Here is a 12,492-nt window from a genome sequence, read left to right on the forward strand (position 1 = left end):
TGTTACAGACGAAATATCCGGTTCGATCCGTTGCTCCAAGCGGTAGCGATATCACCACCGTTCGGAGTGATCGGAAGACCAGTACCAGTGTCGATGTAAGCGATGAGTCTCGATGTGCTCGCGCTACCGGTGTCCTTGTAGAGGACTACTGCCTCAACAGTCGCACCACTCACGGTCGTGAACGTCACGTCGTTTGCATCTGCCACACCCGCAGTAGCCGTCTTACCACTCAAGTTGCCGCTGGTCGCTATACGCGCACCACTAGGGATGTCCGATAAGAACTTGTTCGTAGCCAGTGCCACCGTATAAGCGCCGGTGTCTACAAGCACTGCCTTGATATTGTCCGAGTTCCAGTTGATGCTGCCGTCGAGAAAACCCTCTCGCCCGGAATCGTATAACGCGTTTGCCATAGTCTATTACCTCTATTTAGTTTTCTACTATCAACATAACCTATAGCCAGCGCCTTGTGTAGCTCGCTCTGAGCGTCATATCGCGGCTCGTGAGGTTGTCGACGTATCCAAGCGCCCCCGCTCCTGGCTCCCACTTCGGAAACTGTCCAGAGAACTCAGCCGCCAGATCGTTGACGAACACGGTCTTGTTGAGACAGTCGATCTCGAGCACGTCTCCTGTCGCCCAGTTCCTCGTCACTGAGAGACCACGCAGCGTCACATCGTTGGAGATGGTCACTGTCTTTGCCGTACCGCCAGAGATCGTGTTGAACGTGGCGGTGATCAGCGGGTCAACCTGGTACGAACCTTCAGCAGTAACCGGAACCGTCACGACCGAGCCAGTGACACCCTCCGACGCGATGAGTGCAGTTGAGTCGAGGCTCCAACCCACCCCGTCAGGACTCTGGAACTCCACCGAAAACGCCGCGCTGGTCACGCGCCGGCCTTTCGTGAGAATCACGTTCTGTGCGTTGGCGAGGTAGCGCCGGATGCCACCTGCGTAGTCGATGTCGAACGCCTGGTTCTTCGACGCCATCGCAGCCTTGAACTGGTCGAGCATCGTCTCTAGCTCGGCGATCGTATCGGCTCGGATCAGCCCCTCCACCTTGAACGTCTTGGACTGGTAGCGCTGCTTCACCACCAAGCCGCCGTCCGACTCCGCGAGAGAGTCTGTCTGGATCGCGTTGGTCGGAGATGAGTACACATCCGTGTCGGTCACCCAGACGCCGTTCGCGGGGTCCTGGAGGTTGTAGGAGCCGAACTTGACGCCGATCACGCCATACCCACTCTCGCGAGGCGCTGCGTCTTGTCGATACGGTTCCAGAAGCTCTCCGCCGCTTCAGGTGTGGCGATGCTGATGTTGCCGCTGATCGTGATGATGGTGTCACCGCCGCCCTGCGCCATCATGTTGCGGGACTGGTAGTTCGGGAAGATCTGAGCGCCTTGAGGTACGCGCATGAGTTCGGGGCCGTGCTCACCGACGAGGGTCATACCGCCTGGTGCATAGGTAGTACCGGTGGCGAACTGCCCTCCGAAGAACTTCTTGCCGTCTTGCTCCCATGCTCCGACCTGGTTTCCGCGCACGTTGTAAGTGACAGACTTTCCATTCAGGTTGTCCAAGTTCACATTCAGATCTTGCAGCGACACGAGCTGATCGTTGATCTGGTTCGTAACCTTCCTGGTTGAATCCTCGAGTTCAGCGTTCGCCCCCTTCAACTGGAGTGCTGCTTCTCGAGCCTCCAGGGACTTGGGTCCGTACTGCGCGACGGCGTCGTTGTAGGTCTTCTGCGCACGCTCCACTCGGATGTTCGCATTTTCAACACCGAGTTGCGCGTCCCGTAGCTCGTTCTCTTTTTGCTTGGCTTCCTCAGCGAGCTGCTTCTGCCGCTCACGAGCCTGGTTCATGAGGTCCGTGCTGTTCTTCTCGCGATCAGTTGCGAACATCGATAGCGTGACCGCTGCTGTTAGAGCTGCGAGGAGACCAACAACTATGCCGATTGGGTTCAACATTAATGTCGCATTGAGTGCACCCTGCGCGACAGTTGCCGCCGTGATTGCACCTCGCGCCCCTGTTATCGCTGCCGTGAAGGCAAAGTACCGAGCGACAGCTCCGGTCATGACGGTGTTGTAGAAGGTGGTAATTAGCGCGGCCGCCATAACAGCGCCTCTATATCCGATAAAGGCGGCTACCAAAGGCGCGAAGGTTGTTACGACGGACATGATCGGAGGGATCAGCGATTTAATAGTCTCGACGGCTTGAGGGACGCCGTCCGCAATCTCTTCGATGAAGTCCGCTGCTGCGTTCGTGCCCATAGTGAACGCTGGCAGTAGCTGTTTTCCGGCAGCCTGCATGAAAGAGTCGACGGCGTTCTTGGCTCGCTCGACAGACTTCTCGTAAGGTCCCATCTGAGCCGCAGCCGCCTTCTGTGCTGCACCCGACTCTCCGACCTTCTTAGACATGCCGTCGTACGAGTCACCCGCATTATCTGCCAAGATCGATGCGGCTCGAAAGGCGTCGGTACCGAAGATCGTCGCGAGTGCGTTCTGCTTCTGCTCGTCGGTCAAGCCAGACAGGCTCTTGCTGAGCCGCTTGGACATCTCGCGTAGCCCTACAAACTGACCGTTGGCGTCATAGGCATTGAACCCGATTTCTTCCATCGCACCAGCGGCGGCCTCGGACGGTTTCGCTAGAGCGATGAGCATGGTCTTGAGCGATGTACCTGCGTCGCTACCCTTGATGCCGTTGTTAGCGAAGAGCGCGAGTGCAGTGACATTGTCGTTCAGACCAAGCTTGAATTGCTTTGCCACTGTTGCGGATTGCTGGAGGCCAAGAGCCAGGTCGGCGAGGTCAGCCTGCGAAGCGTTAGCACCGGCCGCCAACGTGTCGGCAACCTTTGTCGCTTCCTTGCCTTCCATGTTGAACGCATTGAGCGCGCTTGCGGCGATGATCGCGGCCTCTGAGAACTCCACGTTGCCGGCCTTCGCCAGCGACATTGTCCCTTTGGCTGCCGCCAGGGTGTCCTCGACAGATAGTCCAGCTTTCGACAGCTCGGTCATGGTCGCCGCTGCGTGTGAAGCTGAGACTCCCGCGAGATCGTTGTCGCGTCCGAGTTCCTGAGCCATCTTCGACATCGCGGACATCTGCTCCGTGGTGGCTCCGGACGCCTGCTTCAATCGAGACAGGCTCGACTCATACTCACCAGCGGCTTGAACTGCCTGTGTTCCAATGGCAACCGCCGCGACAGCAGCCGCCGCACCGGCTACCTTGACGGCCGATTTCATTTTGTCGGCTGCTCCACTTACGCGGTTGCCAGCCTTCTCAACCTCGCCACTGGCTTGGTCTTGCGCCTTGATCAGTATCGAGATTGTGTTGCTTGCCACGACGTTATTGAGTTTTATGCCTTTCTAATTCCAACTTATCACGCTCGCTTTCGAGCGACCATATGAGAAGAGCCTTCCGAACTTCACGCGCTGGCTCCTGTTCAAACTGTCGCCAACTCATATTGAAGCGCTGCCGATATCGGAAGATCTCTATTTCTTCAGCAACGTGCGCCGGGACCTTTACTCCTCGGACGATGGCGTCTCGGTAGTGCTCGTAGTTGCCTGAGGCTTGGTCGAGTCGATATCCGCTGAGGATGCGATTTCCGGCTCTGTCTTTTCTAAAGGGTCAGCATCATACTTCTGCCCCGTCATATCTGCGATGATGCGGTCGATGATCACCGATGGCATCGAGTCGATATCCTCGGTCTCGATGTCGACTAGTTCAGGCTCACCGCCCTCCCCCTTGATCTTTACCTTGCCGGCGATCACCCGTTGCTTCACAAGGTCGATCGCCATCTGCTCGGCGGTGTCGTCGTCGAGGCCCGCCAAGTTGGCGCGGATGAGTCTCTGTTGCTCGATATAGGTAGCTGGACGCCACTCAACGAAGCATCCGTCCCACCCTGGGTAGAAGGACAAGTCGGTAGTGTCGGTGGTCGCAAGTACTCGTCCCATACCTACGCCGCCTCATATGTTGCGCGAGTGTTCTTCAGGACGGCCTCGACGCTCTTGCCAGCAGAGAGGCTGTACTCCGCTTTGATATTCAGGGTTTGAGTGACCACCTCGTCGCGATCGCTGCTGCGTTCCAGCTCGCGGTAGCGGACCTGTGCGCAGGTGAAGGTCAGTGAGTCGTCACCGTTCGCGAGTTTGATCTCCAACGCCTTGATCGCGTTGTTGATGAAGTCAGTTTCGTACTGGGTGTCCGTGTAACGGATGACCAGCTCACCGGAGACGGTGAATGAACCGCGGTCGAACTCAGGCTGGTCGAACGTGCCGAGTGGGTTGTGCGCTTCAGACGGGCGCTCCAGGTTGAGCTTGACGCTGCGAGCAGACAGGGCTGATGCACCGGCTAGGTCGCCGGGCGCAGGTGCCAGCTTCACGGTGATGTGCTTGCTGGTGAACTCCTTCTCAGCGATGAAGGCTGGTGTGAGCGATGCTGTCTCCCCCGCACGCGCCTTGATCGCAGAGGAGACCATGACCCAGTCATCAGTCTCAGCGCTGATCTCTAGTGTGTCGACGACGCCGTAGGCGTGCTGCACGTCTTCGAGTGGGTTGCTGCGCACGATAGTGAGAGCTGGAGCAGGCTTGCTCGACTGGTTCATCACGAAGGTGTGCGGGTAGATCCCGGAGACTGCTGCGCCTGTCGTAGGCGAGCCGAAGAAGCCAGTCATGAGGAAGCCGATACCGTGGCTCGTCACCTTGCCACCGATGGTGCCTTCCGCCCAGACGCTCGTTACCTCCGAGTCGTTGATCTGGTCGACAACGCCCATGGCGCTTTCGTTTTCAATCACGTTGGTCTTCGGTTGAACGCCGTTGTCCAGCCATCGCAACCATGTTTGTGGAGCTACCGCAGTCCCGGCCGTGCCCTCGATACCGAGGCCTATCGCCTCGCGTCGTCCTATCTGTTGATCACCTGTTGCCATCACCTTCCTCTCTTAGTCTGTTACGAACATCGTGGATATCAGCCGCCATCACCAACCCGCGGCCAGGAACGAAGAACTCCTGGAGCTGCACCGACTGCGGTGCCTCAGTTTCCTTGACGGTGCTCTTGCCCGTCTTCGTAACTGGTTGTGGCTGTGTAGTTTTCGCGCGCGTCATCTTACTTTTAACTTCGCCGATTGCTGAGATGGTGTCAATACCTACCGCTGCTGCACGTCGACGGAGTAGCGCACTGGGAACTGCACGTGAGCTTCCTGTGTCAGGATGCCGATATCGCCTTCGAGTCGCGGCACGAGACCGTACGACACGCTCATCGATGTGGCGATGGCAGTGATGCCCTCGGTCGTGAACTGACGGATGGCGTACTTGATGGTGTTCTTTGCATACTTACCGGTCTCGGGATCGCGCGCGGCAACTGCTCGCCGGATCTTTCGACTGGTCAGGTTCAGCGGGTCGACGTTGCCGCTGTAGTCGTCTTCCTTGTTGTAGATGACCTTGATGATGATCGTCTCGGTCACGTCGTCCTGGTCCCACGCCCCTCGCTCGGTTTCGTCATTGGTCTGATCGACCACTATGCACGGCAGGTTGAACGTCGGAATCTGGTCGGGGTCGCCGTCGTAGAACGCCTTGAACTCGCCAGGGAAGGTGTCCCTCATCAGCTTCAGGATGCGTTGCGTTATCTCGGTATGCTTCTCGGCCATCAGGCACCTCCCTTGTCTTTAATCGTCTGCGCCAGGCGAGCATTGATGATCTTCACGATCTCGTCGTAGCGTGCGTCGCCTGACTCCACCTTCATCATCGGGCGGTATGGGATGACGCTGCGCGGAGCGTCGGACTGGTGGTAGACGAAGTGCCGTGCGGTGTTGGTGATCTCCACCTGGAGCGGTGCGCTCTTGTAGGTGAAGCCGCGCTGCATGGTCCCGGTACGCACGAGCAGTGGCCGGCCGGAGTAGCTCCGCGCCTTCTGCTCCGCGTAGCCAGCGCTGAGGCGCGGCCAGGAATGGCCGATGACCGAACCGCGTGACACGAACACGTCGTTGCCGAAGAACTTCTTCAGGTACTTGCCCACGTCCTGCATGGCTGGTCGGAGGTCTTTGATCTCCAGACCTACGGAGCGGAGCATCTGCGCGACTTCCTTGTCCCCCGAGATGTTGATCTGTACCTCGGTCGCCGCCACTAGAACCTCATGTCCATGGTGAAGGCACGTGACTGGTCATCCGTCGGGTAGTAGCTGATCGAGCTGTCGACGAGGTCTTCTCCGTCATCATCGGTCAGGGAGTCGTCCTTGTTCTGGAGACTCTCCAGCTTGGCCCGAGCGGCTTTGAAGCGTGGCTCCCACAGATCCTTGCGGCCGGGATAGGCACTCTGAAGTAGGTAGGCCGCGGCGAGCTGGATTGTCAGGGTCTTGATCGCACCAGGCACCGGATTGAATGGCACCTTCTTGCCGTAGACGTTGCGGAGTGCAGAGTTGATCTCGTTCTGAGCATTGGTGCGGCACTGCTCCACCATCGTGTCGCGCAGGTTGGTCGCGTCGAGGAAGCCGGCCTCTTCCCGGATCTCCCGGAGCGAGCAGTAGTTGCCGTAGTCCTGTCCCCTGGTCGCCGTCGAGTCAGACAGGTCCGTCTCTGCTCCCGTGTCGAGGTTGGTGTACGTGAACTTGTACCAGTGGTCACTCGTGCCGTTGGAGTCGCGGTAGTAGGTACTCAGCTGGTCAGACTCGATGGAGCGGGTCGCCAGCGAGACGAAGCTGCCGTTGGCCGGTATCGAGCCATCGACGTTCGGCGCACGGTAGACGCGGATTGAGTCGCCGAGCACGGAGCACACGTCGTCGTACGCAATATGAGCGTGCTGGAGCGGTTCTGCGAGCTCGATGGTTGTTGGGTCCTCCACGGACGCCACAACGGCCTTCTCGCAGCCCTCACGGCCTTGTGAGCCCACGTAGAGGATGTCGCCCATGGCGAAGTCGGCCGAACTCAGAACCTTCACGACCGAGTCACCAGCAGTCGCGGGCTCGAGTAGCTCGGTCCGCTCTCGGATGTTGTTCGGTGAGAATGATTCGATTCGGAGTGTTGTTGCCACGCAATGGGTTCCGTTTAGGTTTCTGCCCTCAATATGAACTGGACGGGCTTGGCGGTCAAGGCCACCAGAGGAGAATCGTCACGCTCAACACCACGATCAAGATGGCTGTCAGGGCGCACACAAGTTTCCAGTCGGTCGGAGCCTCCACCGCGGCCGGCGACACGCTCACATCAGCCAGAAACCGCTTCGCTGCTTGGTTCACGCCGTCAACTTCACCGAGCGGGTCGTAGGTCATGAGCAAGATGCCGACCTGGTCGGCGTACTGGATCGCCTGGTCGCTGTAGCCTGAGGCGCTGAAGAAGAACAGACGTTGAGAGCCGCCAGCCGCCGCACCGTAGAGCTGTTGCATCTCAGGCCGACCCGCTACAGCACCTTTGAATTTTACTTGCGCGAGTGCATCGCGTGACCGCACATCAACGCCACCATCTGAGCCTCCGGTTGTAGCGACGGCATCAGCGAAGCCCCACGCCTTCATACGTTCGGCTGCGTTCAACTCGGCTTGGTGAGGAGTCGAAATGTACTGCATCTACACCCAATATCGAACAACTTCGGCCGTCGCGCAAGGTGAGTCAGTCGGTGGGCTTCCAGTTCACGACTTCCTCGTAGACATCTTCATCGGAGAGCTTCCGCACTAGATAGTCGACCCATGCGTCGGTGAACACGTAACGCTTGAACGCTCGGTTGTACCGGCAGAAGTCGGCACGCGTCTTCTCTGGGTCGTCGGCACCAGATGGAGGTCGAACGCCGAAGTACTTCCAGGCTTGAGTATGGATTGTCATGTTGAACGGAGCCTTGAGCTTCGCCGACACCTTCTCAACTACCTCGGTGGGCAGGAGACTCTCGAGATCCGAAACCGGCACTTTCTTGTCGCGGATGATGGTTTGCACCTGATCCATCACGGCCCGCTGCTCGTCGGTGAGTTCGTCGTCTCGCACGAACGTCATCGCAGCGTCGGCCTCGGTCTTAGCACCCTTGTGAGGGATCAAGTAGACCTTGAAGTCGTAGCGTTGATCAGCCGTGATGCTCGCGTCGACACTCGTGTCATAGTCCTGCACCCACTCGACGACGCCTTTGGGAACACGTGAGCGGACCCGCTTCAAAGAAGCCACCGCGTCCCCGGTGATCGATGAGACGAAGAGAGGGAACCGCAGCTCGTCGGCGAGCCCTTCGTCGTCACCGAACAGCTCGATGACTGTCTCTTCGTAGTTCAGGAGGTAGGCCTGCGTGCGACCGGCAACGAGTGCGGCGATATCCCGCTCGTATCGGTGCTCGATCTGGTTGCGGAGACCAGTGAAGAACTCCAGATTGGCCTTACGGGGGTCATGCTCATCGAAGAACTCGTCGCTCAGGTCGCGCAGGCTGCGATGTTTGAACCCGCCGTCATCATGTCGCACACGATGCCCCCGCTTGTTCCGGATGAAGATGTCCTTGCCGGACTGCTCGAAGTGCGCCTGAAGGAGCTTGAGCCATCCCATCGTCATGTGCACGATGAACGCTTCGAGCTGTCGCTCTACCCCGGACCGGTTGTAGAGGTCGACTGCGAGCCGGACCTCGTTCTTCGAGTCCTGGAGAACGTGCCACCATCGGGGCTTCCTTGCCATAGGCGGAGTATTTCACCTGGTCCCGACACGTATCGAAAGGCCACCCCGCTTAGGAGTGGCCTCGTGTGTTCACATGTGGTCCGTTCGGACTACTTGCTCTGCGCAGCCTTCTTAGTTTCAGGAGCTTTCGTCTCGGCTGGCTTCTCATCCTTCACCTTGGGTTCGGCAGTTGCTGCCTGCGCAGTCTTCTTAGCTGCACCTGACGCGATGAGAGCCTCGGCCTGTACATCAGTGACCTCGAATGTGTCCCCTGCTGCGTAACGCTGCTTGTCATGCGTGACGTTGAGGATTGCTTCTACCTTCGCCATCACGTACCTACGGTTCGATCAGAGTTACTTTGTACGTGTTCGTCGCGGTAGCGGCGGCAGCCAAGGTGACCGTCAGCGTGGTGCCGCTGATCGCGACGTTGTCCACGAACTGGTCCTGGTTGCCGGCCGGGTAGACACCGAGGACTACCGAGCCTGCGACCACCGTCGCGGTGCCGCTCGTTGCCGAGCTGGCGACCGTGACAGTCTTGGTGACAACGCTGGTTGCAGCGTCGATCTTTGCGCCGACGAGCTTCGCACCTTTGAATCCAACTTCTCTACGTGCCATGAGTCAGACCTCCTACGCCACCGCGTTCTTGATGAGGTAGAAGCACTCCGTGTTCATGATGATGTGGTCGTACTGGTCGCGGACCACGATCTCAGTTCCAGGAGGGTTGTTGAACGCTTCTTTGGTGACTTCGCGGGCGTTCTCAAGTCGGAACTTGTAGCCGCCGTTGACTTCCTTGCGGCCTGGACGTGGTGTCACGTAGCCGAGCCATGCGTTCTTGCCCCACACGCTCGTGAACACGTCGTTGACGCCTTCCTTGCCTGTGTTGGCTTGCGCACGACCTACGACGATGCGAGTGATGCCGAACGGACGGAAGAGAGCGAGCATCGCTTCTTCGGTGATAACACCTGTCTGGCTCCACTTGATGCGGTCGAGCAGTTCAGGGTGCAGGATCAGGTTGTCGTAGACCTCTGAGCCCATGAAGAGCGTGTTGTACTTCTTGAAGCTTGCTGTTTGAGCCGCAGTCTTGAGGTCCTGGAACGGATTCGAGTTCTCGTCGTCCCACTGGCTGGTGCCGCTGAGGGTGGTGTTCTGAGTGATGATGCTTGTGTCACCGAGTTGAGTCGCGAGTGCGCTTTCGTCGATGAGCGCCATCTTCTGGTGCAGGTTCTCGACCGCATCAGCTTCTGGCTCAAACGGATCGTCCGTGAGCTGGTAGTCGGCGCGAGTCACGAAGTCGCTGAGCGCGTGCTCGTTGAGCGGACCGAAGACATCGACACCACGGTTGAGCGACACGCGCTTCGCTTTCGCTTCACCGGTTCGGACGGAGCTGGTCGGGATGATCAGCGAGTCCTTGAGGTATTTACCAACCTCGAAAGTTGGCTTCTTCACGACCACTTCAGGGAAGATGATGTCGGAGATGAAGTCACTATCTGCGTTGACCCAAGCTGTGCTGACGTTAGTCAGCCGTTGATCTTGGAATATTGGAGTGTTTGCCATATTCAGTTGTCTCTACTTTCTTAGTACTTTTCGTTTGACTTGATGTACTCGCCGATCTCGTTCGCAGCGAAGGCGCGGACCGCTCGACCTATGACGCGGTTGCCAGAGGTCGTAGTGGCGACAGCCTTGCCGTTCGCGTCGCTCGTGATGAAGGCATCCTTCGCGATAGTCGCGTTGGCTGCTTTCACGCGGAACGTACCCTGACCGTTGATGGTCACGACTTCAGCAACTTCGCCTTCCTTCGGCTCGTTGTCGAGGACGCCGATGATGGCATCGGTTGCAGCAGAGGCAAGTACGACGTGTCCGTCGGTGTTCAGTTTGACTAGGTGGTAGCGCTTAGTGCTGAGGTCAGCACCAGCTACTTCTGTGTATCGATCGCCTGGTTGGTATGACATCTATGCCTCCTCCTCTTCTTTAACTCGTGCAGCGAGGGCGGTGTCGCTGGCGAGGACTTCTTTCTGTGCGGCCGCGTAGGACAGGTGCTTGCCGGACTCGCGGGATGCGGTCAGCTTCGCCGTCACAGCCTTGTGCAGCTCTTGGCTCGCCTGGATCTGGACGTCCTGGCCGCCGTCACCTAGCTCTTTGCCGATCTGTTCGTTGACCGGGAGCTCCTTGAGCTGAGTCTCAAGCGCTGTACGTGCGTCACCACGTGATGCGAGCAGAGTCTTCGACCAGTTGTCCTTCTGGTCTTGCTTGATCTGGCCGGCCTTGATGCGGTCTGTCAGGAACTCATCGACTTCCTTGGTCTCGATCTTGGTGCGGAGAGCCACCGTCTCTTCGCGAGAAGCTTTGAGCTGCTTGCGAAGCTCTGATACCTCGCCCTTCAGTGCGCTGGCTTCAACTGGTGTGCCGTCACCTGCTGGCGCTGGAGCCTGAGTCTCGGGAGCTTCCGTCTCAGGTGCCTGAGTTTCTGGCGCTTCCGTTTCCTGTGGTGCATCCACGAGTCCGAACTTGGCCTGCTCTTCAGGTGTCAGCTCTGACTTGTGTTCCGCGAGGAACTGTTTCTGTTCGTCGTTGAGGTCTTTCACCTCCTTGGCGCGTAGTTCTTCTACGTTCATTGGTTCTCCTTGGTTACGTTTATCGCCGTTGCCGGTCTGACTCGCTTTCACCCGGCCAGGCGGGATTCGCGATGCCGTGATCGGTTTAAGCTTCTTGAATAGGGGGATGTTGGTGAGCGCTGCCCCGGTCAGCACGTTGTCCACGAAGGTGAACTCTTGCTCAGGGTCTTCCCACGGGTAGCCGCGAGGGTTGAACTCGGGACTCAGATAGCGCCACTCGCCGTCTTTGATCGCTTGTTCCGCGGCCGGGGTCCACTCGACATCCCCGAGCAGTGCTGCGGTGCCGTCGACGGCCTGCACGTAGACGCGCTTGATCCAGCCCGCGGCCTTGTCAGCCATCATGTGGCCGTAGTTCACAGGGGCTTTCGTCTCAGCTTCGACGACGAGACCGACGCCCTCGCCGAAGTGAGTCGCCATCTCTTCGAGGTCGGTCCCGCTTAGCTCGAAGTCACCATGCCAGGGCGTGTTCCAGGTGCCGGCCTTGAGCAGGTTGATAGTGCTCGGTACTTGACCGTTCGCGTCTGCCTTGATTGGTGTCTTGGTGACGAAGCCTTTCATCTACTTCTGAACATGATGAAGCCGACGAGATTTGTCAATAGGAACCCAAGACTAACGACCGCGAGAGAATACAATGAACGGATAACTAAAATTAGGCGGACGGCCCAACTAAGTTGGACACCCCCCAACCAAGCGTTACTACATCAGCCGGCCATGCTCTAGTTATAGTCTACGCAGAAACCTCTGACATTAGCATTCACTTTGCCGTCGAAATCATCCTGAGTAGGGTCGTCTTCTCCGATCATGTACACAATGCCAGGAACACTACCCTCGGCCGCAAGCTGTCGAATACCCTCACGGACCTGGTTCAGCGCATCTTCAGTATATGCACTCGGATCAATATCTACATCTGAATCGGAATCAGCCGTACCATCACCGAAGAACATGTTGTTCTCTAGGTCGGCCATATACTTCTCAGACAGACCGCCCGTCGACTCGTCTACTACAGCCAACGTCCCCCTCATGTAAAGATCATCGCGATCCCTACACTCACCGTGTACGATCTCGGCACTCGCATTACTCCCAGCATTAGACCCTTCGCCAGCAACAGTCGCTTTGCCCTCCCCGCTTGGCGCAGATTCAGAGCCGCCGCAAGCCACCATCAACGTGCCTGCCGCCGCAAGGCCGATTGCTGCCACCCCCTTACGGAAGCGGGCACTCGTCGAGGCCTGTTCGTGCATAACGGCGAAGCGACCTGTACGACCCATGATTTCTCCTCGTCTTTCCACTGCCCGTCTC

The 12,492-nt window shown here is 58.1% G+C and carries 16 protein-coding genes; all 16 read right to left on the bottom strand.

What is annotated here, in order from left to right; all coding sequences use genetic code 11:
• Positions 1-2 precede the first annotated feature (2 nt).
• On the bottom strand, positions 3-410 hold the full coding sequence (locus tag RhoFasB10_RS16110; protein WP_167677260.1) for a hypothetical protein: 408 nt from the start codon (positions 408-410) through the stop codon (positions 3-5).
• Positions 411-450: 40 nt separating this feature from the next.
• A complete protein-coding gene (locus RhoFasB10_RS16115) occupies positions 451-1,224 on the bottom strand; it encodes a phage tail domain-containing protein (protein WP_167677262.1) in 774 nt (257 codons plus the stop codon).
• On the bottom strand, positions 1,221-3,329 hold the full coding sequence (locus RhoFasB10_RS16120) for a phage tail tape measure protein (RefSeq protein ID WP_167677264.1): 2,109 nt from the start codon (positions 3,327-3,329) through the stop codon (positions 1,221-1,223). The genes RhoFasB10_RS16115 and RhoFasB10_RS16120 overlap by 4 nt, the downstream gene beginning before the upstream one ends.
• A 180-nt stretch (positions 3,330-3,509) precedes the next feature.
• Positions 3,510-3,941, bottom strand: a complete 432-nt coding sequence (locus RhoFasB10_RS16125; RefSeq protein ID WP_167677266.1) for a hypothetical protein — start codon at positions 3,939-3,941, stop codon at positions 3,510-3,512.
• A 2-nt stretch (positions 3,942-3,943) separates the two neighbouring features.
• Positions 3,944-4,909, bottom strand: a complete 966-nt coding sequence (locus RhoFasB10_RS16130) for a phage tail tube protein (RefSeq protein WP_167677268.1) — start codon at positions 4,907-4,909, stop codon at positions 3,944-3,946.
• A 216-nt stretch (positions 4,910-5,125) separates the two neighbouring features.
• The gene (locus RhoFasB10_RS16135; protein ID WP_167677270.1) at positions 5,126-5,626 is read right to left on the bottom strand and encodes a hypothetical protein; all 501 of its coding nucleotides are present in this window, start codon (positions 5,624-5,626) and stop codon (positions 5,126-5,128) included.
• Entirely contained in the window at positions 5,626-6,102 is a 477-nt protein-coding gene (locus tag RhoFasB10_RS16140; protein WP_167677272.1) for a phage virion morphogenesis protein, read from the bottom strand. The genes RhoFasB10_RS16135 and RhoFasB10_RS16140 overlap by 1 nt, the downstream gene beginning before the upstream one ends.
• On the bottom strand, positions 6,102-6,911 hold the full coding sequence (locus tag RhoFasB10_RS16145; RefSeq protein ID WP_167677274.1) for a phage protein Gp36 family protein: 810 nt from the start codon (positions 6,909-6,911) through the stop codon (positions 6,102-6,104). The genes RhoFasB10_RS16140 and RhoFasB10_RS16145 overlap by 1 nt, the downstream gene beginning before the upstream one ends.
• A 148-nt stretch (positions 6,912-7,059) precedes the next feature.
• The gene (locus RhoFasB10_RS16150; RefSeq protein ID WP_167677276.1) at positions 7,060-7,530 is read right to left on the bottom strand and encodes a restriction endonuclease; all 471 of its coding nucleotides are present in this window, start codon (positions 7,528-7,530) and stop codon (positions 7,060-7,062) included.
• Between the two features lie 43 nt (positions 7,531-7,573).
• Positions 7,574-8,605 (bottom strand): DUF3644 domain-containing protein, encoded by a 1,032-nt coding sequence (locus tag RhoFasB10_RS16155; protein WP_167677278.1) that lies wholly within the window; start codon positions 8,603-8,605, stop codon positions 7,574-7,576.
• A gap of 89 nt (positions 8,606-8,694) precedes the next feature.
• Positions 8,695-8,916 (bottom strand): hypothetical protein, encoded by a 222-nt coding sequence (locus RhoFasB10_RS16160; RefSeq protein WP_167677280.1) that lies wholly within the window; start codon positions 8,914-8,916, stop codon positions 8,695-8,697.
• A 4-nt stretch (positions 8,917-8,920) separates the two neighbouring features.
• Positions 8,921-9,199, bottom strand: coding sequence for a hypothetical protein (locus RhoFasB10_RS16165; RefSeq protein WP_167677282.1), 279 nt, complete (start codon positions 9,197-9,199; stop codon positions 8,921-8,923).
• Between the two features lie 12 nt (positions 9,200-9,211).
• Entirely contained in the window at positions 9,212-10,138 is a 927-nt protein-coding gene (locus RhoFasB10_RS16170) for a hypothetical protein (protein ID WP_167677284.1), read from the bottom strand.
• Positions 10,139-10,158: 20 nt separating this feature from the next.
• A complete protein-coding gene (locus tag RhoFasB10_RS16175) occupies positions 10,159-10,533 on the bottom strand; it encodes a DUF2190 family protein (RefSeq protein WP_167677286.1) in 375 nt (124 codons plus the stop codon).
• Positions 10,534-11,754: a phage protease gene (locus RhoFasB10_RS16180; protein ID WP_167677288.1), complete on the bottom strand. Its 1,221-nt coding sequence runs from the start codon at positions 11,752-11,754 to the stop codon at positions 10,534-10,536. It abuts the gene before it with no gap.
• A gap of 158 nt (positions 11,755-11,912) precedes the next feature.
• Positions 11,913-12,461: a hypothetical protein gene (locus RhoFasB10_RS16185; RefSeq protein ID WP_167677290.1), complete on the bottom strand. Its 549-nt coding sequence runs from the start codon at positions 12,459-12,461 to the stop codon at positions 11,913-11,915.
• Positions 12,462-12,492 lie beyond the last annotated feature (31 nt).

It is taken from the genome of Rhodococcus sp. B10 (assembly GCF_011770055.1).
GTDB classification, from domain to species: Bacteria; Actinomycetota; Actinomycetes; order Mycobacteriales; family Mycobacteriaceae; genus Rhodococcoides; species Rhodococcoides kyotonensis_B.